22 protein-coding genes and 1 pseudogene are annotated in these 21,451 nt (G+C 64.8%); 19 read left to right on the top strand and 4 right to left on the bottom strand.

All coding sequences use genetic code 11. From position 1 onward, the window contains the following. The first annotated feature begins 125 nt into the window (after positions 1 to 125). Positions 126 to 1,721, top strand: a complete 1,596-nt coding sequence (locus JYK05_RS00470) for an ABC transporter substrate-binding protein (protein WP_371826390.1) — start codon at positions 126 to 128, stop codon at positions 1,719 to 1,721. Positions 1,722 to 1,730: 9 nt separating this feature from the next. Here JYK05_RS00470 and JYK05_RS00465 read toward each other — a convergent pair whose 3' ends face one another. Then, positions 1,731 to 2,804, bottom strand: a complete 1,074-nt coding sequence (locus JYK05_RS00465) for an MBL fold metallo-hydrolase (RefSeq protein WP_206467364.1) — start codon at positions 2,802 to 2,804, stop codon at positions 1,731 to 1,733. 106 nt (positions 2,805 to 2,910) lie between these two features. Here JYK05_RS00465 and JYK05_RS00460 point away from each other — a divergent pair, with 106 nt between their 5' ends. The 7 genes and pseudogenes from JYK05_RS00460 (at position 2,911) to JYK05_RS00430 (ending at position 8,913) form a co-directional block, all read left to right on the top strand. Beyond that, positions 2,911 to 3,333, top strand: coding sequence for a MerR family DNA-binding transcriptional regulator (locus JYK05_RS00460; RefSeq protein WP_206467363.1), 423 nt, complete (start codon positions 2,911 to 2,913; stop codon positions 3,331 to 3,333). A 47-nt stretch (positions 3,334 to 3,380) separates the two neighbouring features. Beyond that, positions 3,381 to 5,174: a bifunctional isocitrate dehydrogenase kinase/phosphatase gene (gene aceK, locus JYK05_RS00455; RefSeq protein ID WP_206467362.1), complete on the top strand. Its 1,794-nt coding sequence runs from the start codon at positions 3,381 to 3,383 to the stop codon at positions 5,172 to 5,174. Between the two features lie 28 nt (positions 5,175 to 5,202). Beyond that, positions 5,203 to 5,974, top strand: a pseudogene (gene can / locus JYK05_RS00450) (carbonate dehydratase). Further along, complete coding sequence (locus JYK05_RS00445) at positions 5,967 to 7,160, top strand: acetyl-CoA C-acetyltransferase (RefSeq protein ID WP_206467361.1); 1,194 nt, start codon at positions 5,967 to 5,969, stop codon at positions 7,158 to 7,160. Before can ends, JYK05_RS00445 begins: the two are co-directional and overlap by 8 nt. 22 nt (positions 7,161 to 7,182) lie before the next feature. Then, positions 7,183 to 7,860 carry an SDR family oxidoreductase gene (locus JYK05_RS00440; RefSeq protein WP_206467360.1) on the top strand — a complete coding sequence of 226 codons (678 nt, stop codon included), beginning with the start codon at positions 7,183 to 7,185 and terminating at the stop codon, positions 7,858 to 7,860. Positions 7,861 to 7,888: 28 nt separating this feature from the next. Beyond that, the gene (locus JYK05_RS00435; RefSeq protein ID WP_206467359.1) at positions 7,889 to 8,497 is read left to right on the top strand and encodes a glutathione S-transferase family protein; all 609 of its coding nucleotides are present in this window, start codon (positions 7,889 to 7,891) and stop codon (positions 8,495 to 8,497) included. Further along, positions 8,494 to 8,913: a YchJ family protein gene (locus JYK05_RS00430; protein ID WP_206467358.1), complete on the top strand. Its 420-nt coding sequence runs from the start codon at positions 8,494 to 8,496 to the stop codon at positions 8,911 to 8,913. The genes JYK05_RS00435 and JYK05_RS00430 overlap by 4 nt, the downstream gene beginning before the upstream one ends. A 116-nt stretch (positions 8,914 to 9,029) precedes the next feature. Here the strand turns inward: JYK05_RS00430 and JYK05_RS00425 are convergent, their stop codons facing one another. After that, positions 9,030 to 9,275: a hypothetical protein gene (locus tag JYK05_RS00425; protein WP_206467357.1), complete on the bottom strand. Its 246-nt coding sequence runs from the start codon at positions 9,273 to 9,275 to the stop codon at positions 9,030 to 9,032. Here JYK05_RS00425 and JYK05_RS00420 point away from each other — a divergent pair. The 5 genes from JYK05_RS00420 to bioB all read left to right on the top strand — a co-directional run bounded on the left by JYK05_RS00420 (position 9,241) and on the right by bioB (position 15,015). Continuing rightward, complete coding sequence (locus tag JYK05_RS00420; RefSeq protein ID WP_241269816.1) at positions 9,241 to 10,485, top strand: dienelactone hydrolase family protein; 1,245 nt, start codon at positions 9,241 to 9,243, stop codon at positions 10,483 to 10,485. The two genes, JYK05_RS00425 and JYK05_RS00420, sit on opposite strands and share 35 nt — an antisense overlap. A gap of 290 nt (positions 10,486 to 10,775) precedes the next feature. Continuing rightward, positions 10,776 to 12,083 (top strand): adenosylmethionine--8-amino-7-oxononanoate transaminase, encoded by a 1,308-nt coding sequence (locus JYK05_RS00415; RefSeq protein WP_206467355.1) that lies wholly within the window; start codon positions 10,776 to 10,778, stop codon positions 12,081 to 12,083. Further along, positions 12,080 to 13,270 (top strand): 8-amino-7-oxononanoate synthase, encoded by a 1,191-nt coding sequence (gene bioF / locus JYK05_RS00410; RefSeq protein WP_206467354.1) that lies wholly within the window; start codon positions 12,080 to 12,082, stop codon positions 13,268 to 13,270. The genes JYK05_RS00415 and bioF overlap by 4 nt, the downstream gene beginning before the upstream one ends. Next, positions 13,267 to 13,968 (top strand): dethiobiotin synthase, encoded by a 702-nt coding sequence (gene bioD, locus JYK05_RS00405; RefSeq protein ID WP_206467353.1) that lies wholly within the window; start codon positions 13,267 to 13,269, stop codon positions 13,966 to 13,968. Before bioF ends, bioD begins: the two co-directional genes overlap by 4 nt. A 6-nt stretch (positions 13,969 to 13,974) precedes the next feature. Beyond that, entirely contained in the window at positions 13,975 to 15,015 is a 1,041-nt protein-coding gene (gene bioB, locus JYK05_RS00400; protein WP_206467352.1) for a biotin synthase BioB, read from the top strand. A 48-nt stretch (positions 15,016 to 15,063) separates the two neighbouring features. On the opposite strand, the gene JYK05_RS00395 is transcribed toward bioB, so the two are convergent. Together JYK05_RS00395 and JYK05_RS00390 are read right to left on the bottom strand one after the other, a co-directional pair. Then, entirely contained in the window at positions 15,064 to 16,062 is a 999-nt protein-coding gene (locus tag JYK05_RS00395; protein WP_206467351.1) for a sulfate ABC transporter substrate-binding protein, read from the bottom strand. A 74-nt stretch (positions 16,063 to 16,136) separates the two neighbouring features. Beyond that, positions 16,137 to 16,745 (bottom strand): alpha/beta hydrolase, encoded by a 609-nt coding sequence (locus tag JYK05_RS00390; protein ID WP_206468170.1) that lies wholly within the window; start codon positions 16,743 to 16,745, stop codon positions 16,137 to 16,139. A 157-nt stretch (positions 16,746 to 16,902) separates the two neighbouring features. Between JYK05_RS00390 and JYK05_RS00385 the strand changes: the two genes are divergently transcribed. Genes JYK05_RS00385 through JYK05_RS00360 form a run of 6 tightly spaced genes read left to right on the top strand, consistent with a single transcriptional unit; the run spans position 16,903 to position 21,321 of the window. Continuing rightward, a complete protein-coding gene (locus JYK05_RS00385; RefSeq protein WP_206467350.1) occupies positions 16,903 to 17,385 on the top strand; it encodes a VOC family protein in 483 nt (160 codons plus the stop codon). A 5-nt stretch (positions 17,386 to 17,390) separates the two neighbouring features. Then, complete coding sequence (locus JYK05_RS00380; protein ID WP_206467349.1) at positions 17,391 to 18,332, top strand: glyoxylate/hydroxypyruvate reductase A; 942 nt, start codon at positions 17,391 to 17,393, stop codon at positions 18,330 to 18,332. Positions 18,333 to 18,361: 29 nt separating this feature from the next. Further along, complete coding sequence (locus tag JYK05_RS00375) at positions 18,362 to 19,282, top strand: hydroxymethylglutaryl-CoA lyase (RefSeq protein ID WP_206467348.1); 921 nt, start codon at positions 18,362 to 18,364, stop codon at positions 19,280 to 19,282. 22 nt (positions 19,283 to 19,304) lie between these two features. Further along, a complete protein-coding gene (locus tag JYK05_RS00370) occupies positions 19,305 to 19,817 on the top strand; it encodes a YbaK/EbsC family protein (protein WP_206467347.1) in 513 nt (170 codons plus the stop codon). 35 nt (positions 19,818 to 19,852) lie between these two features. Further along, on the top strand, positions 19,853 to 20,410 hold the full coding sequence (locus JYK05_RS00365) for a MaoC family dehydratase N-terminal domain-containing protein (RefSeq protein WP_241269916.1): 558 nt from the start codon (positions 19,853 to 19,855) through the stop codon (positions 20,408 to 20,410). Continuing rightward, entirely contained in the window at positions 20,407 to 21,321 is a 915-nt protein-coding gene (locus tag JYK05_RS00360; protein WP_206467345.1) for an MBL fold metallo-hydrolase, read from the top strand. Before JYK05_RS00365 ends, JYK05_RS00360 begins: the two co-directional genes overlap by 4 nt. Positions 21,322 to 21,451 lie beyond the last annotated feature (130 nt).

The following is a 21,451-nucleotide window of genomic DNA, read 5'->3' as shown; positions in this document are numbered from 1 at the left end:
AATCTACGCGCGCGGGCGCGGTGCTTGCTCGGCATCGCGCGACCGGATTCATCGAGCAACAAGAACAAACGCTGTGTGATTCACGGAGCACGCGCAACAGCGCGCTCCCGCCGACCGGAGAACCCATGCGCATCAAACGCTTGCCTGCCCTTCTCGCCGCCCTCGCCGTGGCCGCGCCCATGCTCGCGCAGTCCAAGCCGCTTACCGTCTGCACTGAATCGAGCCCGGACGGCTTCGATGTCGTGCAGTTCAACTCGCTCGTCACGACCAACGCATCGGCAGACGTGATCTTCAACACGCTCGTCTCTTACGACGAAGCGGCGAAGAAAGTCGCGCCGTCGCTCGCGGAGAAATGGGACGTATCGAGCGATGGTTTGAGCTACACGTTTCATCTTCGGCCGAACGTGCAGTTCCAGAGCACCGATTACTTCAAGCCGACGCGCCCGCTCAATGCCGACGATGTGGTCTTCACGTTCGATCGCATGCTGTCGGAGAGCAATCCGTGGCACAAGGTGGCGGGCGCGAGCGGCTTTCCGCACGCGCAGTCGATGGGCCTCGTGAAGCTCATCAAGAGCGTGACGAAGGTGGATGACCACACCGTGAAGTTCGACCTCAACGAGCCGAACGCGACCTTCGTGCCGATTCTCACGATGGGCTTCGCCTCGATCTATTCGGCGGAATACGCGGACCAGTTGCTAAAGGCGAACAAGCAGGTGGACTTGAACAGCAAGCCTATCGGCACGGGTCCGTTCGTGCTGAAGAGCTATACGAAGGATGCCGTCATCCGCTACGACGTGAACCCGTCGTACTGGGGCCCGAAGCCGAAGATCGACCGCCTCATCTACGCGATCACGCCGGACGCCACCGTGCGCGCGCAGAAGATCAAGGCGGGCGAATGCCAGATCGCGCTTTCGCCGAAGCCGCAGGACGTGCTCGACGCAAAGAAGGACCGCTCGCTCAAGGTCAGCGAAACGCCTGCGTTCATGACCGCGTTCGTCGCGCTCAACACGCAGAAGAAGCCGCTCGACAACCCGAAGGTGCGTCAGGCGCTGAACATGGCGTTCGATCGCACGACGTACATGAAGACCGTCTTCGACAACACGGCGACGCCCGCCGTGAATCCGTATCCGCCGAACACCTGGAGCTACGACAAGAACGTGCAGGCGTATCCGTATTCCGCGGATCGCGCGAAGAAGCTCCTGGCCGATGCGGGCTTTCCGAGCGGTTTCGACACGACCATCTGGGTGCGTCCGAATGGCAGCGTGCTGAATCCGAACCCGAAGGCTGGCGCCGAACTGCTGCAAGCCGACCTCGCGAAAATCGGCGTAAAAGCGCAGGTGAAGGTGATCGAATGGGGCGAGCTGATCAAGGAAGCGAAGCAGGGCAAGCACGACATGCTGTTCATGGGCTGGGCCGGCGACAACGGCGACCCGGACAACTACCTGTCGCCGCTATTCAGCTGCAATGCGGTGAAGTCGGGTATCAACTTCGCGCGCTATTGCGACCCGCAACTGGACAAGCTGATCGCGGACGGCAAGGCGACGCCGGATATCACCAAACGCACGAAGGCGTATGTGGATGCGCAGAAGATCATCCACGATCAGGCGCTGTGGATTCCGCTCGTGTATCCGACCGCCGCCGCGCTCACGCGCACGAACGTCAGCGGCTATAACGTGAGCCCGTTCGGGCGGCAGAACTTCGGCGTGGTGTCAGTGCAGTAACGCGGCACTTCAGGCCGGCGAGAAGCGGATCACGCCGTCATCGCCGGTCCGACGCGCAAGCGTGCCATCGAGCCATAGCATGTTCAGATGCGCGAGCGCCTCGCCGAGCGCGAACGTCATCTGATGGATGTCGAGCGCGCGCTTGAACATGATCGGTACGATGTCGGCGACGCTGCACGGTTTCGCCGAGCACGCCTCGCGCACTTCCGCAAGCCGCGCGCGATGATGCTCGCGAAGCTGCGCGATGCGCGTCTTCACGCCGCGAAACGGCTTGCCGTGCGAGGGCAACGCGAGCACATCGGCGGGCATCGCCTCATAGCGCGTGAGAGATTCCAGATACAGCGCGAGCGGATTGCCCTCCGGTTCGATGGCGAACACCGACACGTTGGTCGAGATGCGCGGCAGCACCATGTCGCCGGAAATGAGCAGTTCATCGGCCGCGCAATAAAGCGCAACATGCTCCGGCGAATGACCGTAGCCCGTCACCACTTCCCACTCGCGCGCACCGATGCGCAGCCGGTCGCCGTCGCGGATGCGGCGGAATTCGCGCGGCATCGAAGGCACGAGCGTCGGGTAATAGCTGTCGCGCTTCCTGAGCGCATCGAGCGATGCCGCGTCCGTCAGGCCGTGCGCCGCGAAGTGCTGCGCCGCGCGCTCGCCGCCCGCGTTGGAGCCGTCGCCCGCCGCCATCACGCGGCCCATCGCATATTCGCCAAGCGAGATCCACAGCCGCACGTTCCAGCGTTTCTTGTCTCCGCCCTGACAGATCCAGTCCGCGAGTCCCAGATGGTCCGGGTGGCAATGCGTGACGATCACGCGCAACACCGGCTGGCCGTCGAGCACCGTATCGAACACGCGCTCCCAGTTCGCGCGAATGCTTTCGTTCGAGATGCCGCAATCGATCACGGTCCAGCCTTTCACGCCGTCGAGTTCATCGCGCAACAGCCACAGGTTGATGTGATCCAGCGCGAACGGCAGCGGCATGCGCAGCCAATAGACGCCGGGCGCCACTTCTTTCGCGCCGCCGGGCGCGGGCGTTTCGTCGGCAAAGACATAGTCGAGCTGATGTTCGAGTGCGTTCATCGGTCGGTGCTCTGAGGGTTTGCGCCGCGTTGCAATCCGGCGAAGTTGACGATAACGTAAACGTCATTCTAACGTTGCATGCGCGCTCGCGCGCGGCGCTTTCCCGATGACTCAGCCCACGCATTTCTCGATCACCGAACTGGCGCGCGAATTCGACATCACGCCTCGCGCCATTCGCTTCTATGAAGATCAGGGTCTCCTCGCGCCGCGACGCGAAGGCGCGAACGGCTTGCGGCGCGTGTATTCGTCGCGGGATCGCACGCGGCTGAAGCTGACGTTGCGCGGCAAGCGGCTCGGCTTCACGCTGTCGGAGATTCGCACGCTGCTCGACCTTTACGATTCCCCGACCGGCACGACCGCGCAATTGCGCGGCTTCGTGGACACCATCGCGGCGCATCGGCAAGTGCTCGAACGGCAACTGGAGGACATCAACACGACGCTCGCGGAACTCGCCGCGTATGAAAAGGAAGGCCGCGCGCTGCTCGCAGCGGGCATGGACAAGCGCGCCCGCCGAGCGAAAGCCGCATGATGTGAGCTCAACCCGCGACCCACGACCCACGACCCGCGCACGCCGATATGAACCACTTCCCCAAGCTGCTTTCGTCGCAAATCGGCTTCGATGTGGCGCAGACGCTGCTCGAAGGGTTCGATCGCCACTACCGCGTGTTTCGCGATGCCGCCATCGAAGCGAAGCCGCTCTTCGAGCGCGGCGACTGGCATGCGCTGGCGCGGCTGGCTCGCGAGCGCATTGCGTCGTATGACGATCGCGTGGCGGAATGCGTGGCACTCCTCGAAGACGAATACGACGCCGAGCATATCGACGACGACGTCTGGCAGCAAATCAAGCTGCATTACATCGGCCTGTTGACGACGCATCGTCAGCCGGAATGCGCCGAGACGTTTTTTAATTCGGTGTGCTGCAAGATTCTGCATCGCTCGTACTTCAACAACGATTTCATCTTTGTGCGCCCGGCCATCTCGACCGAATACATCGAGAACGACGAGCCCGCCGCGAAGCCGACGTATCGCGCGTATTACCCGGACACCGACGGCCTCGCCGCGACGCTCGAACGTATCGTCACGAACTTTCAGCTCGAGCCGCCGTTCGAAGATTTGACGCGCGACGTGCAATGCGTGATGCAATCGCTTCGCGATGCGTTCGGCGATTTCGCGCCCGCGCCGAACTTCCAGATTCACGTGCTTTCGTCGCTGTTCTTTCGGAACAAGGCGGCGTATATCATCGGGCGCATCATCCATGGGGATTCGCTGCTGCCGTTCGCCATCGCCATTCGCCATACGCAGCGTGGGCTGCTCGCGCTCGATACGGTGCTGACCGAGCGCCAGCAACTGCTCATCATCTTCAGCTTTGCGCACTCGTATTTTTTGGTCGATATGGAAGTGCCGTCCGCGTACGTTCACTTCCTGCGCACCATCATGCCGGCCAAGCCGAACGCGGAAATCTATACGTCGCTGGGCCTGCAAAAGCAGGGCAAGAATCTGTTCTACCGCGACTTGCTGCATCATCTGAAGCATTCGAGCGATCAGTTCATTATCGCCCCCGGCATCAAGGGACTCGTGATGATCGTGTTCACGCTGCCATCGTTTCCGTACGTGTTCAAGTTGATCAAGGACGCCTTCCCGCCGCCGAAGGAAACCACGCGCGAGAAGATTCAGGATAAGTACCAGCTCGTGAAACGGCACGACCGGCTGGGACGCATGGCCGATACGCTGGAATACTCGAGCGTCGCGCTGCCGCTTGCGCGCCTCGATCACGCGCTCATCCGCGAACTGGAGAAAGAAGCGCCCTCGATGATCGAATACGAAGGCGACAAGCTCGTGATCCGTCATGTGTATATCGAACGGCGCATGGTGCCGCTCAATCTGTTCCTGAAGAACGGCCACGCCGACGACATCGACCACGGCATCCGAGAATATGGCGACGCGATCAAACAGTTGATGCAGGCCAACATCTTTCCCGGCGACATGCTGTACAAGAACTTCGGCGTCACGCGGCACGGACGCGTGGTGTTCTACGATTACGACGAGATCGAGTACCTCACGGACTGCAACGTGCGCCGCGTGCCGCCGCCGCGCACCGAGGAAGACGAGTTGTCCGGCGAGCCATGGTATAGCGTCGGGCCGCACGATATCTTTCCCGAGACGTACGACACCTTCCTGCTCGGCGATCCGCGCGTGCGCGAAGCGTTCATGCGGCATCACGCGGATCTCCTCGACCCTGCGCTGTGGCAGCGTCACAAGGAGCAACTGCTGCAAGGCGAAATCGCCGATTTCTTTCCCTATGACCCTGCCATCCGGTTCTGCGTCCGCTATCCGGAGCGATTCGACAAGGCACCGGCGCGCGCTGCATAACGCGCGCCCTTGAAACACGAACACGAACATGACTGACCGTACCAACGAAGCCCATCCTCTCGTTCATCTGTTCGAGAACAACCAGAACTGGTCACGCGCAAGCTCGCGGAAGACGCCGAATTCTTCGAACGGCTCGCGCATCAGCAAGCGCCGGAATATCTGTGGATCGGCTGCTCGGACTCGCGCGTGCCCGCGAACCAGATCATCGGCTTGCCGCCGGGCGAAGTGTTCGTGCATCGGAACATTGCAAACGTGGTCGTGCATTCGGACCTCAACTGTCTCTCGGTGATCCAGTTCGCCGTCGACATGCTGAAGGTCAAGCACATCATGGTCGTCGGTCATTACGGCTGCTCGGGCGTGGGCGCGGCGCTGGTCGGTCGCCGCGTGGGTCTCGCGACAACTGGCTGCGTCATGTCGAAGACGTGCGCGAGAAACACGCCGCGTTGCTCGACGAATGGCCGATGGGCGAAGCGCGGCATCGCAGGCTCGTGGAACTGAACACCATCGAGCAGACGCTCAACGTCTGCCGCACCACGGTCGTCAACGACGCCTGGTCGCGCGGGCAGGCGCTCACCGTGCATGGCTGGACCTACGGCGTTCACGATGGCCGTCTGCGCAACCTCGGCATGATGATCAGCGCGCAGGAGAAAGTGGACTCGACGTATCAATCGTGCCTCGCCGCGCTGAAGCGCGACGGCGCGCACGCAGCGGAAAACGACGTGATCGCGTCCGACGCGGCGCGTCTCGGCGATGTTCCCTCTGTCATTCAGGGCGTCATTCAGGAGCTAAAACATGAGTGAGACACAAGAGAATCCCGTAGTCATCGTTTCGGCGGCGCGCACGCCGATGGCCGCGTTCCAGGGCGACTTCGCCGCGCTGACGGCGCCGCAACTGGGCGCGGCCGCCATTCGCGCGGCAGTGGAACGCGCGGGCCTCAAAGCCGAGCAGATCGACGAAGCCATCATGGGCTGCGTGCTTCCGGCAGGACAAGGTCAGGCGCCCGCGCGACAGGCGGCGCTCGGCGCGGGCCTGCCGCTCTCGACCGGTTGCACGACCATCAACAAGATGTGCGGCTCGGGCATGCGCGCCGCCATGTTCGCGCACGACATGCTGCTCGCCGGCTCGGCGGATGTGATGGTCGCGGGCGGCATGGAGAGCATGACGAACGCGCCGTACCTGCTGCCGAAGGCGCGCGGCGGCATGCGCATGGGACACGGCCAGGTGCTCGACCACATGTTCCTCGACGGCCTCGAAGACGCGTACGAAAAAGGCCGCCTGATGGGCACGTTCGCGGAGCAATGCGCGTCGTCGTATGCGTTCTCGCGCGAATCGCAGGATGCGTTCGCGGTGGAATCGCTACGCCGCGCGCAACGCGCGAACGAGGACGGTTCGTTCGCGTGGGAGATCGCGCCGGTCACGGTGGCGGGCAGGAAGGGCGATACGGTCATTGAACGCGACGAGCAGCCGTTTAAGGCGAACATCGAGAAGATCCCGTCGCTGAAACCGGCGTTCGCGAAAGACGGCACGGTGACGGCGGCGAATTCGTCGTCGATATCGGATGGCGCGGCCGCGCTCGTGATGATGCGCGAATCGACCGCGAAGCGCCTCGGCGCGACGCCGATTGCGCGTGTCGTCGGACACAGCACGTTCGCGCAGCAGCCGGCGCTCTTCACGACCGCGCCCGTCGGCGCAATCCGCAAGCTCTTCGAGAAGAACGGCTGGCGCGCGAACGATGTGGATCTGTACGAGATCAACGAAGCCTTCGCGGTCGTCACGATGGCCGCGATGCGCGAGCACGACCTGCCGCACGACAAGGTCAACGTGAACGGCGGCGCGTGCGCGCTCGGGCATCCGATCGGCGCGTCGGGCGCGCGTATTCTCGTGACGTTGATCGGCGCATTGCGCGCGCGCGGCGGCAAGCGCGGCGTGGCGACGCTGTGCATCGGCGGCGGCGAGGCGACGGCAATGGGCATCGAACTGGTTTGAGGCAGACAACAAAGGACGACTGATGAAAACCGCTCTGATTCTCGGCGCGTCTCGCGGCATCGGCCACGAATTCGTGCGTCAATATGCGCGCGACGGCTGGCGCGTGCTCGCCACCGCGCGCGACAAAGCCGCCCTCTCCGCGCTGGATGCGCTCGGCGCGCAGACCTTTTCGCTCGACGTCACGCAGCCGGAGCAGATCGCCGCGCTTGCGTGGCAACTCGACGAGGAGCGGCTCGATGCGGCGATCATCGTATCCGGTGTCTACGGCCCGCGCACCGAAGGCGTCGAGACCCTCAGCGCCGAAGACTTCGATCACGTCATGCATACTAATGTGCGCGGCCCGATGCAACTGATGCCCGTGCTGCTGCCGCTCGTCGATGCCGCGCACGGCGTGCTCGCCGTCGTGTCGAGCAAGATGGGCAGCATTAGCGAGGCGAGCGGCACGACCGGCTGGCTGTATCGCGCGAGCAAGGCGGCGCTCAACTCGGCGCTGAAGGTGGCGTCGGTGCAGTCGCGTCATTCGGCGTGCCTCGCGCTGCATCCCGGCTGGGTGCGCACGGAAATGGGCGGACCGTCCGCGGCCATCGACGTGGCGCGCAGCGTCACCGGCATGCGCGCCGTGATCGCAGAGGCGCATGCGCTGCGCGACGAGTACAACGGCCGCTTCATTCAGTACGACGGCACGCGGCTCGACTGGTGAGCCGCGCCATGACAAGGAGAATCGGGGAATGACTTATCACGTGCACGGCGTGTCGGCGTCCGGCAACTGCTACAAGGTGCGGCTCGCGCTCGAACAACTGAAGTTGCCCTATGTCTGGCACGAAGTGGACATGATGCACGGCGCGACGCGCACCGACGCCTTCCGCAAGCTGAACCCGAACGGCAAGGTGCCCGTGCTCGTCATCGACGAAACGACGACGCTCTCTGAATCCGACGCCATTCTCTGCTATCTCGCCGAAGGCTCCGCGCTGCTTCCCAACGACCGCCTCGAACGCGCGCAAGTGCTGCAATGGATGTTCTTCGAGCAGTACAGCCACGAGCCGTATGTCGCGGTGGCGCGCTTCATCCGCGAGTTTCTGAAACAGCTGGACGATCCGCGTCTGCCCGAGAAGACTGCCGGTTCGTATCGCGCGCTCGACGTGATGGAGCAGCATCTCGCGTCGCGCACGTTCCTTGTCGGCGAGCGCTACACGGTGGCCGACATCGCGCTCTACGCCTACACGCATGTGGCCGACGAAGCGGGTCTCGATCTGTCGCGCTATCCGGCCATTCGCGCGTGGCTGGATCGCGTGCGCAATCAGCCGGGCCATGTCGAGATGCCGGGAGTCGATGCATGACGCCGGTCGAGTGTCCGTGCGGCGGCGCAGCGCCGTCGCGGCGCCCGGACGCGCGCGCGCCGCGCTATGCGGACTGCTGCGGCCGCTTCATCGAAGGCGGCGCTTTTCCGGCGAACGCGATGGAACTCATGCGCTCGCGCTACACCGCCTATGTGCTCGGCGACACCGCCTATCTGCGCGCGACATGGGACGCGAAAACCTGTCCGCCCGATCTCGACGCTTCCGGCGACGGCACGCGCTGGCTCGGCTTGCAGATCAAACGGCACGCGGTCATCGACGGCAATCACGAAGAAGTCGAATTCGTCGCGCGATATAAAGTCGGCGGGCGCGCGCATCGGCTGCACGAAGCGAGCCGTTTCACGCGTAACGCCGAAAGCCACTGGATTTATATCGACGGCGACATCGTCGAAAAGTAAATCTTCGCTTAAAAACAAGACGGTATTAATTTCCTGAACTTCTCCTTTCAGATTAAGCTGTTACGGGGTTTCCTTTATTGTGCAGTGCAATTTTGAACGGGTAATCTGTGTTTGCGTCAGGGCGCTGTCATTCTCGCGCCCGGCCAAATGCGGTCACCCGTTTTTTCCAGTTTGAAGCCATTTGTCATGCCTTTTCGCGGCATGACTCCAACGCCCGGCATTCCACACTGCTCATTGTCAGCAGCGCGGCCAGCTTGTGACTTCAACCGGCGATTCGTGGTCCGCGTCATATCAACACATTGATTCGAGTGCGGTCGGAGTTCACGGATGGCGATCAGAACCTGGTTGGTCGGATGCAGCATGGCATGCTCGCTCGCGGCGTCGTTGGTCGCGTCCGTCGTGCACGCCGAACCGATCGGCGGCATCCGCCAATCCGAAGGGCTTTCGGCGCCCGTCTTCAGCCAGATTCCGGATGCGCTCGACGCGCGACTGCCGGTCGTCGCGAATGGCCTGAACGAAACGGTCATCGAGGTGCCGGAAGACGACATCGCGCTCGAAACCACCGTCTTCAAACCGGACGGCGCGGGCCCGTTCCCGATGATCGTGTTCAATCACGGCAAGCTCCCCGGCGATTCGCACGCCCAGCCGCGCAACCGGCCGGTCGCGCTCGCGCGTGAGTTCGTGCGTCACGGTTATGTCGTCGTCGTGCCGAACCGCCGCGGCTTCGCGGGCTCCGGCGGCGACTACGCGGGCCACGGCTGCAACGTCGAAGCCAACGGTTTTGCGCAGGCGCGCGATGTCGCCGCGACCGTCGAGTACATGAGCGCGCAGCCTTACGTCGACAAGACGCATATTGTCGTCGCGGGCACGTCGCACGGCGGGCTGACGACCATCGCCTACGGCGCGCGCGATGCGCTCGCCGCGCCGGGCGTGCGCGGTCTCATCAATTTCTCGGGCGGCTTGCGGCAGGACGAATGCGCGGGCTGGCAGAAGAATCTCGTCGATGCCTTCGGCGCGTATGGCGAGAACGTCCGCCTGCCGTCGCTGTGGCTGTACGGCGATAACGATTCGGTCTGGCCGGGCGATCTCGCGTCGCAGATGTACACGGCGTTCGTCTCGCACGGCGCGCGATCGAACATGGTCGACTTCGGCACCTACAAGAACGACGCGCACCGGCTCGTCGGCGATCGCGACGGCGTGCAGATCTGGTGGCCGCGCGTGAAGGCGTTCCTCGCGCAAGTCGGCATGCCGACCTCCGTGCAGTATCAGGTCGCCGAGCCGCACGCGCCGAACGCCACGGATTTCGCGAGCCTCGACGCCGTGCAGTCGGTTCCGTTCGTCGATGAAGCCGGCCGCGCCGGGTATCGCAATTTCCTGAGCCAGTATTCGAGCCGCGCGTTCGCCGTGTCCGACTCGGGCGCGTGGTCGTGGGCCGAAGGCGGCGACGATCCGATGGCCGTGGCCATTGCCGGCTGCCAGAAGCAGAGCAGCGATCCGTGCCGCCTCTACGCGGTCGATAACGCGGTGGTCTGGAAGAACAACAGCGCGGACACGCAGACGGCCTCGCGCTGAACGCTGTTCACGCTCTCGAACCACGCCGGCCGCTGCGCCGGCGTTTTTGCATCTTGAGGCGGCTATCCTACGATTAGCCGTCGCGTTCAGCGAAGTTGCGGGCGAAAGCGCGTTTTCGCACGTCGCATGCGCGCGGCTGCATCGTCCAAATGGTGGGCGAAAAGCGAAGGCCGCGCCCATTTTCGGGATAATTGGAGCGCGCGAAAGTCTCGCGCAGTTTCCTCGAAAAGCGCAGGCCGCCGCGCCTGCCCGATGTGCCGGCTCGCGTTCGCGCGGGCCTGGGAGCCGTTTTGAACACAGAAGCCAATCAAGACTGGGTCGCGCGTTCGCTCGCCGCCGTGTGGCACCCGTGTACCCAGATGAAGCATCACGAGCGCATGCCGCTCGTGCCGATCGCGCGCGGCAAGGGCGCGTGGCTCTACGATCCGGCGGGCAACCGCTATCTCGACGCCATCAGTTCGTGGTGGGTCAATCTCTTCGGCCACGCGAATCCCGACATCAACCGCGCGCTCAAGGATCAGCTCGACACGCTCGAACACGCGATGCTCGCGGGCTGCACGCACGCGAGCGCCGTCGAACTGGCGGAGCGTCTTTCCGCGCTCACGCAAAAGACGCTCGGCCATGCGTTCTTCGCCTCCGATGGCGCGTCGGCGGTCGAGATTGCGCTGAAGATGAGCTTTCACTTCTGGCGCAATCGCGGCCAGTGCGAGAAGCGCGAATTCGCGTGTCTCGCGAACAGTTACCACGGCGAGACCATCGGCGCGCTCGGCGTGACCGATGTCGCCCTTTTCAAGGACGCGTACGATCCGCTGATTCGCCACGCGCATGTAGTTGCCTCGCCGGCTGCGGCGGGCGTGGATGCAGCGATCGACGCGATGCGCGCGCTCTTCGCCGAACGCGCGGCGCATCTTGCCGCCGTGATCGTCGAGCCGCTCGTGCAGTGCGCGGCCGGCATGGCAATGTACGACGCGTCATATCTCACGCGCCTGCGCGCGCTCTGCGACGAGTATGGCGTGCATCTGATCGCCGATGAAATCGCGGTCGGCTGCGGGCGCACCGGCACCTTCTTCGCGTGCGAGCAGGCGGGCGTGTGGCCGGACTTCGTGTGCCTGTCGAAGGGCATCAGCGGCGGCTACCTGCCGCTTTCGCTCGTGCTCACGCGCGATGAAATCTACGCCGCTTTCTACGACGACGACATCACGCGCGGCTTTCTGCATTCGCACTCGTACACGGGCAATCCGCTCGCGTGCCGCGCGGCGCTCGCGACGCTCGACTTGTTCGAAAGCGCGAACGTGCTCGCAGAAAACCGCCGCAAGTCGGCGTTGCTGCGTGAAGCGATGCAGCCGCTCGCGAAGCACGCGCGCGCGCGCAACTTCCGCGAGCGCGGCACGATCTTCGCGTTCGATGTCGATACGGACGATGCCGCGTTCTCGCGCCGCTTCTTTGCCAACGCGTTGCAGCGCGAACTGCTGATGCGTCCCATCGGCAAGACGGTGTACATGATGCCGCCGTACATCCTCTCGGACGACGAACTCGCGCTGCTCGCGCAACGCACGCTCGATACGCTCGACGCCACGCTCGCGGAGTGCGCCGCATGAACGACACCACGCAGGCGCTCTACGAGACGCTGAATCAGGGTCTCGCCGATATCGACGCACGCGGCTTGCGCCGCCGTCGCAGGATCATCGACGGCGCGAATTCCGCGCATATGACCGTCGATGGCCGCGCGATGATCGGCTTCGCGAGCAACGACTATCTCGGCCTCGCCGCGCACGAAGCGATCCGCGCGGCGCTCGCCGAAGGCGCTGCGCTTTACGGCGCCGGCAGCGGCGGTTCGCATCTGCTCGGCGGTCATTCGCGCGCTCATGCCCGGCTCGAAGACGATCTGGCCGCGTTCTCGGGCGGCTTCGTCGACGATCCGCGCGCGCTCTACTTCAGCACCGGTTACATGGCGAATCTCGCCGTGCTCACCACGCTGGCCGGCCGCAGCACGCTCGTGTTCTCCGACGCGCTGAACCACGCTTCGCTGATCGACGGCGTGCGGCTTTCCCGCGCGCAAACGCAGATTTATCCGCATGCCGACCTCGCCGCGCTCGACGCCATGCTCGACGCCTCGCGCGACGAGACCGCGACGAAACTCATCGTCACCGACACGGTCTTCAGCATGGACGGCGACATTGCGCCGCTCGCGGGTCTCGTCCAACTGGCGGAGAAGTACGGCGCGTGGCTCGTCGTCGACGACGCGCACGGCTTCGGCGTGCTCGGCCCGCAAGGTCGCGGCGCGCTCGCGCACTTCGCGCTGCGCTCGCCGCATCTCGTCTATGTCGGCACGCTCGGCAAGGCGGCGGGCGTCGCGGGCGCGTTCGTCGCGGCGCATGCCACGGTCATCGAATGGCTCGTGCAGCGCGCGCGTCCGTATATCTTCACGACGGCCGCGCCGCCTGCGGTCGCGCATGCCGTGTCGGCGAGCATCGCGCTCATTGCGGGCGATGAAGGCGACGCGCGCCGCGCGCATCTCGCTACGCTCGTCGACACCACGCGCGCCATGCTCAAGCGCACGCGCTGGCTTCCGGTGGATTCGCAAACGGCCGTGCAGCCGCTCGTGATCGGCGGCAACGACGAGACGCTCGCCATCGCCGCCGCGCTCGACGCACACGGCCTTTGGGTGCCCGCCATTCGACCGCCGACGGTGCCGTCCGGCACGTCGCGCCTGCGCATTTCGCTTTCGGCCGCGCATAGTCGCGAAGACCTCGACCGTCTCGACCACGCTTTGAATACGCTATGACCGCTTTATCCCTTTTCGTCGCCGGCACCGATACGGAGATCGGCAAGACCTTCGTCTCCTGCGCGCTGCTTCACGGCTTCGCTCGCACGGGCCTTCGCGCCGCCGCGATGAAGCCGATCGCCTCGGGCGCCGTCATGCGCGACGGCATGCTGCACAACGAAGACGCCGACCAACTGGACGCCGCCGCGACCGTCGCGCTGCCGCCCGACATGCGCACGCCGTTCATGATGCGCGAGCCGATCGCGCCGCATATCGCCGCGGCGCGCGAAGGCATCGCGCTGGATATCGGGCGCATCGTGGATGCGCATCGCGAGGCTTCGACGCGCGCGGATATCGTCGTGGTAGAAGGCGTCGGCGGCTTTCGCGTGCCGCTCGACGAGACGCACGACACCGCCGATCTCGCCGTCGCGCTGAAGGTGCCGGTGGTGCTCGTCGTCGGCATGCGGCTCGGCTGCATCAGCCATGCGCTGCTGACCGCCGAAGCGATTGCAGCGCGCGGGCTGACACTCGCGGGCTGGGTGGCCAATCGCGTCGATCCGACTATGCTGTATCCCGACGAAAACATCGCCACGCTCAAGCAACGCATCGCCGCGCCGCTTCTGGGCGTGATTCCGCATCTCACGTCGCGCGATGCGGCGCGCGCCGCCGATCACCTCGACGTGCGCACGCTGCTCGACACGCTTCATCTCAAGGACTGAACTCACATGACGCAGACTCTTACTGCCGGCACCGCTCAACACGCTAATCACGCTCAAGCACACACGCCGACGCAAGCGCCCGCGCGCTGGCGCGTCGCGGATGTCGTCGCGCTCTACGAACTGCCGTTCAACGATTTGCTGTATCGCGCGCAGACCGTGCATCGCGAGCACTTCGATCCGAACGCCGTGCAGCTTTCCACGCTGTTGTCGATCAAGACGGGCGGCTGCGAGGAAGATTGCGCGTACTGCCCGCAGTCCGTGCATCACGACACGGGCGTGAAGGCCGACAAGCTGATGGAAGTGGATGCCGTGCTGAAGGCTGCCGAAACCGCGAAGGCCAACGGCGCGACGCGCTTTTGCATGGGCGCGGCGTGGCGCAATCCGAAGGACCGCCATCTGGAGCCGATCAAGGAAATGATTCGCGGCGTGAAGGCGATGGGCTTGGAGACGTGCGTGACGCTCGGCATGCTGGAGTCGCATCAGGCGCAGGCGCTGCGTGATGCGGGCCTCGATTACTACAACCACAACCTCGACACGTCGCCGCAGTTCTACGGCCAGATCATCTCGACGCGCACGTATCAGGACCGCCTCGATACGCTGGAGCACGTGCGCGATGCGGGCATCAACGTGTGTTGCGGCGGGATCGTTGGCATGGGCGAATCGCGTCGCGAGCGTGCGGGGCTGATCTCGCAGCTCGCGAACATGGAGCCGTATCCGGAGTCGGTGCCGATCAACAATCTCGTCCAGGTGGCGGGCACGCCGCTGACCGGCACCGAGGCGCTCGATCCGTTCGAGTTCGTGCGCACGATCGCGGTGGCGCGCATCACGATGCCGAAGGCGATGGTGCGTCTGTCGGCTGGCCGCGAGCAGATGAACGAGGCGTTGCAGGCGCTGTGCTTCGCGGCGGGCGCGAATTCGATTTTCTACGGCGATCAACTGCTGACGACGAGTAATCCGCAGGCGGAAGCGGACCGGAAGCTCATCGAGCGGCTGGGGATGCGGGCGGAAGCGGCGCACGAAACGGCGGCGCGGCACTGCGGAGATTGAGCGTTAAGCGCGGGGCTCGCGTCGGTGGTCGCGAGCCCCGCGAGGGTTTTATTTTTTGTCGGCGACGATCTGATCGAACGTCCCGCCATCCGCAAAATGCGTCTGCTGCGCCTTCTGCCAGCTTCCAAAAACCTGCTCCACCGTAAACGTCTTCAGCGGCTTGAACTCGCTCGCATGCTTCGCGAGCACGTCCGCGTTGCGCGGCCGCAAATGATGCTGCGCGATGATCTCCTGCGCCTGCGGCGTGTACAAGAAGTCGAGATACGCTTGCGCTTGCTTGCGCGTGCCGCGCTTGTCCACCACCTTATCGACGATCGAAACCGGCGGCTCCGCCAGCAAGCTCGACGACGGATACACCGCGTCGAAGTCCTTCGCGCCCGCGCCCGCTTCGATCAGCCCCACTTCGTTTTCGAAGGTCACGAGCACATCGCCGATGCCGCGCTGCGTGAACGTCGTCGTCGCGCCGCGGCCGCCCGTGTCGAGCACCGGCACGTTCGCGAAGATCGCCTTCTCGAAGTCCTGCGCCTGCGCGTCGGTCGCGCCCTGCTGCTTCTTGTAGCCCCACGCCGCGAGATAGGTGTAGCGTCCGTTGCCCGATGTCTTCGGATTCGCGATCACCGCCTGCACGCCGGGGCGCGCCAGATCGCTCCAGTCCTTGATGTGCTTCGGGTTGCCGTGGCGCACGAGGAACACCATCGTCGTGGTGTACGGCGCGCTGCCGTTCGGCAGGCGCGTGCGCCAGTTGGCCGGCACGAGTTGCCCGCGCTCGGCGAGCAGGTCGATGTCGTTCGGCTGGTTCATCGTCACCACGTCCGCCTGCAAGCCCTGCATCACCGACAACGCCTGCGCGCTCGACGCGCCATGCGACTGCCTCACCGATACGGTCTCGCCGGTGCGCTTCTTGTAGTCCGCGACGAAGGCGGCGTCGATGTCCTTGTATAGCTCGCGCGTCACGTCGTAGGAGACGTTGAGCAGCGTAGTGTCCGCGTGCGCGACGCCCGTCGCCATCATCAATGTCGCGAGCGCGATTTGCCTGAATGCCGCCATGAGTTCCCCGTAATCAGAAAGCGAAAGGCCGCTCGAAGGCGGCCATGTATGTTATCGGATGCGCTTAAGCAGCATCAGCCATACGCATGTTCACGCTGCAACCGCTCGCGCTCGCCGTTCGCCTCGGGCGGAGCGTAGTGCGCGAGCGTATCGACGAGATACTTCGCGTGCGGCCACGGCCCGAAGCCCGCCGCCGTGTTGATGTGCCCGGCATCGCCGAAATTCACGAACGCGCTGCCCAGATGCTGCGCGAGATCGCGCGCCCGGTCGATCGGCATCCACGGGTCCGTCTCGCTGCCGACCACGATCGACGGCACGACAAGTCGCTGTGGCTCGAACCGGCCCGCGAGCCGGAACTTGTCGGGGCTCGCCGGCGCGACCAGCAACACGCCGGTCACGCGCGAGAGCGCGCGGCTGCGCGCACGCCTGAACGCATGCGCGACCGCAAGACAGCCGAAGCTGTGCGCGGCGAGCACGGCGGGCCGCTGCAACGCGTCGAGGCGCGCTTCGACGGCGCTCGCCCACTCGTCGAGATGCGGCGCGTCCCAGTCGGCCTGCTCGACGCGCGATGCCTCCTCGTATTGCCGCTCCAGCCAGCTCTGCCAGTGCGCGCCTTCGCTGCCGTGCAGTCCGGGCACGGTCACGAGCACCGGCCGCCGCAAGGGTTCGTCGTTCATGTTCATGCGTGCCTCGGCTGCATTCGGTTCAGGCTTCATTCTCGCGTGATGCAGCGCGGCCGCGAACGATTCAATCGTCATTTGGTTATTCGCAGCCGCACGCCGAGCGCGCCGTCACCGTAAAATGTCCCGAATCGCCGCATCGTCGCCACAGGGAGGCCGTATGTCCGATCTACCCGATGAATCCGCCGGCCGCTTCGAGCACGCGGACCATTCGAGGACGCAACGCACGCTGCAGCCGTTCCATCTCGCCTTTCCCGTCACCAGTCTCGAGAACGCCCGCGCGTTCTACGGCGAGTTGCTCGGCTGTCCCGAAGGACGCAGTTCGCCGGAGTGGGTGGATTTCGATTTCTTCGGGCATCAACTGGTCGCGCATCTGTCGCCCGACGAGGCACGCCCCGCCGCGAAGAACGCGGTCGATGGCGACGCCGTGCCGGTGCGCCACTTCGGCGTCGTGCTCTCGATGAGCGACTGGCACGCGCTCGCCGAGCGTCTGAAGGGCGTGGGGACGAAGTTCATCATCGAGCCGCATATCCGCTTCAAGGGCGAAGTCGGCGAGCAGGCGACGATGTTCTTCCTCGATCCGTGCGGCAACGCGCTGGAATTCAAGGCGTTCAACGACATCGGCCAGTTGTTCGCCAAGTGAGCCGCATGAAGATCATCTTCTACGAGCAGCACACCGACACCGACGCCTGGCTGCGCGACTTCGCGCGCGAACTGCCGGAAGCGGACGTGCGCGTATGGCAACCGGGCGACACCGCGCACGCCGACTATGCGGTCGTGTGGCGCGCGCCGCGCGAGCTGTTCGCCGATCGTCCGGATCTTAAGGCCGTGTTCAATCTCGGCGCGGGCGTCGATGCCATTCTGGATGTGGAGCGCAAGGAGCCGGGCACGCTGCCGCCCAACGCGATGCTCGTGCGTCTGGAAGACACCGGCATGGCGCAGCAGATGGTCGAATACGCGACTTATGCCGTGCTGCGCTTCATGCGCCGCTTCGACGAATACGACGCGCAGCAACGCGAAGGCCGCTGGCAGAAACTCCCGCAGCATGCGCGCGGGACCTTCACGGTCGGCGTGCTGGGACTCGGCGTGCTCGGCGCTGAAGTGGCGCGTGCGCTGGTCGGTCTCGGCGTGCCGGTGCGCGGCTACAGCCGCACGCCGAAGGACATCGCAGGCGTTGAGGTTTTCGCCGGTGCCGAACAATTCGACGCCTTCCTCGACGGCGCGAAGATGCTCATCAACCTGCTGCCGCATACGCCGGATACGGAAGGCATCCTGAATGCTCGCGCGTTCGGCAAGCTCGCGCGCGGCGCGTATCTGGTGAATGTGGCGCGCGGCCCGCATGTCGTCGACGCCGACCTGCTCGCCGCGCTCGACAGCGGGCAGTTATCCCGCGCGATGCTCGACGTCTTCCATGCGGAGCCGCTGCCCGCCGATCATCCGTTCTGGCGGCATCCGCGCGTCAGCGTCACGCCGCACATATCGGCGGAGACGTTGCGCCAGGAAAGCGTCGTGCAGATCGCCGCGAAGATCCGGGCGCTCGCGCGTGGCGAAGCGATCAGCGGCATCGTGGATTTCGAGCGCGGTTACTGAATCGCGTGGTGCTTATAACGGAGACAGCCATGCTTCCCACCAAAGTAAAAATCGTCGAAGTCGGACCGCGCGACGGTCTGCAGAACGAGAAGGAATTCGTCTCGACCGAAACGAAGGTCGAGCTCGTGAACCGGCTCGCGCGCGCGGGCGTCGTGAATGTCGAGGCCACGTCGTTCGTATCGGCCAAGTGGGTGCCGCAAATGGCCGACGCCGCCGCCGTCATGGCCCGCATCGAGCGCCGGCCGGGCACGATCTACTCCGTGCTCACGCCGAACATGCGCGGCTTCGAAGGCGCGCTCGAAGCGAAGGCCGACGAGGTCGTCATCTTCGGCGCGGCAAGCGAGGCGTTCTCGCAGAAGAACATCAATTGCAGCATCGCGGAAAGCATCGCGCGTTTCGAGCCAGTTGCGAAAGCCGCGAAGGACGCCGGCATGCGGCTGCGCGCGAGCATTTCGTGCGCGCTCGGCTGCCCGTATCAGGGCGAAGTGAGCGTGGCGTCCGTCGTGGATGTCGTCGAGCGCATGAAGGCGCTCGGCTGCGACGAGATCGACATCGCCGATACCATCGGCGTCGCCACGCCGAAGCGCACGCGCGAAGTGGTCGCGGCGGCGTCGAAGGTGTTTCCGCGCGAGCGCCTGTCCGGCCACTTTCACGATACGTACGGCCAGGCCATCGGCAACATCTATGCGGCGCTGCTCGAAGGCATCGAGATTTTTCATGCGTCGGTCGCGGGGCTCGGCGGCTGTCCGTACGCGAAGGGCGCGACGGGTAATGTGGCGACCGAAGACGTCGTGTATCTGATGAACGGGCTCGGCATCGAGACCGGCGTGAAACTCGATGAGCTCGTCGAGATCGGTGACTTCATTTCGCGCGCAATCGGCAAGCCGAGCGCATCCCGCGCCGGCCGCGCGTTGCTGGCGAAGAAAAAGAGCGGCGAAGTCTGCGTCTAAGCGTGTCACGAAGAGAAACTCCATGATCGAACCGACTCCTATCGAAGCCCTGCCTGATTCCGCGCGCCGCGTCGCGTTGCTGTTGCAGGAGCGCGGTCATCCGCATCCGGTCGTGATGCTGCCCGAGACGGGAAAGACATCGGCGGAAGCGGCGGCCGGGCTCGACTGCTCGATCGCGCAGATCGCCAAGTCGATTCTTTTTCGCCGCCGCGAAGACGATGCGCCCGTGCTCGTGATCGCGAGCGGCGCGAATCGCGTGGACGAAGCGAAAGTCGCGGCGCGCGTCGGCGCACTCGCCCGCGCGGATGCGAAGTTCGTGCGCGAAAAGACCGGCTACGCGATCGGCGGCGTGTGCCCGATCGGGCATGCGGTCGAGCCGGTCACGCTGATCGACGAAGACCTGCTCGCGCTCGACAGCCTGTGGGCTGCGGCCGGGCATCCGCACGCGGTCTTCAACCTGTCGCCGCGCGAGTTGATCGATCTGACGGGCGCGCCGGTCGCCGATGTCGCGCTGCGCGAGACGGCGGCCCAATGAACGGCGTGCCGTCGCCGTGCGTCGACGTCTGCCGCATGAATGCGCAAACGGGCTTCTGCGATGGCTGCCTTCGCACCATCGACGAGATCGCGGAATGGAGCGCGTATGACGACGCCGGGAAACGCGGCGTGCTCGCGCGCATTTCGAGCCGCAAGCAAGGCGCGCGCGTCGTGATGATCGGCGAATCGTTCCAGGCGACGCTCGCGCTGCCGGCCGATTCCATCCGCGAATTCGCGACGCTCGTCAACGACACGAACCCGCTGCATCACGACGAAGCCTACGCACGCGCGAGCCGCTTCGGCGCGCTGATCGCGTCCGGCACGCAGCCGACCGCGCATCTCATGGCGATGATCGCCGACCACTTCGCGCGATACGCGCAGCCGCTCGGCCTCGAATTCGGCATCAAATTGACGCGCGCCGTGAAAGCCGGCGACGTGCTCACCATGCGCTGGGAAGTGATCGAAGCGAAGTGGAAAGCGAGCCTCGGCGGCGATCTGACGAAGCTGGAAGGCGGCGCTCAGAATCAACTCGGCGAAACCGTGATGAAGGCGACCGCGACCATCGTCGTGATGCCGAAGGAGACCGCGCCTTGAACGCGCTACCCGACTCCATGACCGTCTTCGAGCGCGGCTGGCTCTCGTCGAACAATGTGCTGTTCGTCAGCGACGAAGGCGCGGCGCTCGTCGATACAGGCTACGTTTCCCATGCGCCGCAAACGTTAGCGCTCGTCAGGCAGAAGCTCGGTCCGCGCCGCCAGCTCGATCTGATCGTCAATACGCATCTGCATTCGGACCATTGCGGCGGCAACGCGCTGCTTCAGCAAACGTATGCGTGCGACACGCTGATTCCCGCGAGCGAAGCCGACGCCGTGCGCGAATGGGACGAGCACGCGCTCAGTTTCAACGCCACCGGCCAGCGGTGCGACCGCTTCGGCTTCACGGGCACCATTGCGACGGGCGGCACGCTCATGCTCGGCGGACTTGAATGGTCCGTGCTCGGCGCGCCGGGACACGACCCGCACTCGCTGATGCTCTACTGCGCCGAGACGCGCGTGCTCATCAGCGCCGACGCGCTGTGGGAGAACGGCTTCGGCGTGATCTTTCCGGAGCTCGAAGGCGCAAGCGGTTTCGCCGAAGAACGCGCGGTGCTCGAACTCATCGCGCGGCTCGACGTCGGTCTCGTGATTCCCGGCCACGGCGCGCCGTTCACGGACGTGGCGCGCGCACTCGATGTCGCCTCGTCGCGGCTCGACTACTTGCAGGCCGATCCCGCCCGCAACGCGAAGAACGCGCTGAAGGTGCTGATCGTCTTCAAGCTGATGGAAGTGCGCGCGATGAGCTTCGACGCGCTCTTCGCGACGACCGCAACGGCGCGCGCCATGCGCGCCGCCGCGAATATGCTTGCCGCGCCGGGCGAGCGCCGCGCGTTGCTGGAGAGAATCGTCGCGGAACTCGCGCAGGCGGGCGCGGTGAAGGTGAACGCGGGCGTGGTGGCCGTCGCATAAAAAGCGTGCGGCCAAAAAGAAAGCCGCTTGTCAGCTACGGCAAGCGGCGAACATAGACGTGATCAACGTCGAATTGATCGTAACCCGACGATATACCCCGTGCATCGGTGCTTTCCCTACAGATGCTTGA

Source organism: Caballeronia sp. M1242 (genome assembly GCF_017220215.1).
Taxonomy (GTDB): Bacteria; Pseudomonadota; Gammaproteobacteria; order Burkholderiales; family Burkholderiaceae; genus Caballeronia.
This window is presented reverse-complemented; position numbering and strand designations above follow the sequence as displayed.

Bases quoted from the DNA above. Each gene is read 5' to 3' on its own strand.
- JYK05_RS00470 (WP_371826390.1), top strand. From the start codon at position 126: ATGCGCATCAAACGCTTGCCTGCCCTTCTCGCCGCCCTCGCCGTGGCC.
- JYK05_RS00465 (WP_206467364.1), bottom strand. From the start codon at position 2,804: ATGAACGCACTCGAACATCAGCTCGACTATGTCTTTGCCGACGAAACG.
- JYK05_RS00460 (WP_206467363.1), top strand. From the start codon at position 2,911: ATGACTCAGCCCACGCATTTCTCGATCACCGAACTGGCGCGCGAATTC.
- aceK (WP_206467362.1), top strand. From the start codon at position 3,381: ATGAACCACTTCCCCAAGCTGCTTTCGTCGCAAATCGGCTTCGATGTG.
- JYK05_RS00445 (WP_206467361.1), top strand. From the start codon at position 5,967: ATGAGTGAGACACAAGAGAATCCCGTAGTCATCGTTTCGGCGGCGCGC.
- JYK05_RS00440 (WP_206467360.1), top strand. From the start codon at position 7,183: ATGAAAACCGCTCTGATTCTCGGCGCGTCTCGCGGCATCGGCCACGAA.
- JYK05_RS00435 (WP_206467359.1), top strand. From the start codon at position 7,889: ATGACTTATCACGTGCACGGCGTGTCGGCGTCCGGCAACTGCTACAAG.
- JYK05_RS00430 (WP_206467358.1), top strand. From the start codon at position 8,494: ATGACGCCGGTCGAGTGTCCGTGCGGCGGCGCAGCGCCGTCGCGGCGC.
- JYK05_RS00420 (WP_241269816.1), top strand. From the start codon at position 9,241: ATGGCGATCAGAACCTGGTTGGTCGGATGCAGCATGGCATGCTCGCTC.
- JYK05_RS00425 (WP_206467357.1), bottom strand. From the start codon at position 9,275: ATGCTGCATCCGACCAACCAGGTTCTGATCGCCATCCGTGAACTCCGA.
- bioF (WP_206467354.1), top strand. From the start codon at position 12,080: ATGAACGACACCACGCAGGCGCTCTACGAGACGCTGAATCAGGGTCTC.
- bioD (WP_206467353.1), top strand. From the start codon at position 13,267: ATGACCGCTTTATCCCTTTTCGTCGCCGGCACCGATACGGAGATCGGC.
- bioB (WP_206467352.1), top strand. From the start codon at position 13,975: ATGACGCAGACTCTTACTGCCGGCACCGCTCAACACGCTAATCACGCT.
- JYK05_RS00395 (WP_206467351.1), bottom strand. From the start codon at position 16,062: ATGGCGGCATTCAGGCAAATCGCGCTCGCGACATTGATGATGGCGACG.
- JYK05_RS00390 (WP_206468170.1), bottom strand. From the start codon at position 16,745: ATGAACATGAACGACGAACCCTTGCGGCGGCCGGTGCTCGTGACCGTG.
- JYK05_RS00385 (WP_206467350.1), top strand. From the start codon at position 16,903: ATGTCCGATCTACCCGATGAATCCGCCGGCCGCTTCGAGCACGCGGAC.
- JYK05_RS00380 (WP_206467349.1), top strand. From the start codon at position 17,391: ATGAAGATCATCTTCTACGAGCAGCACACCGACACCGACGCCTGGCTG.
- JYK05_RS00375 (WP_206467348.1), top strand. From the start codon at position 18,362: ATGCTTCCCACCAAAGTAAAAATCGTCGAAGTCGGACCGCGCGACGGT.
- JYK05_RS00370 (WP_206467347.1), top strand. From the start codon at position 19,305: ATGATCGAACCGACTCCTATCGAAGCCCTGCCTGATTCCGCGCGCCGC.
- JYK05_RS00365 (WP_241269916.1), top strand. From the start codon at position 19,853: ATGAATGCGCAAACGGGCTTCTGCGATGGCTGCCTTCGCACCATCGAC.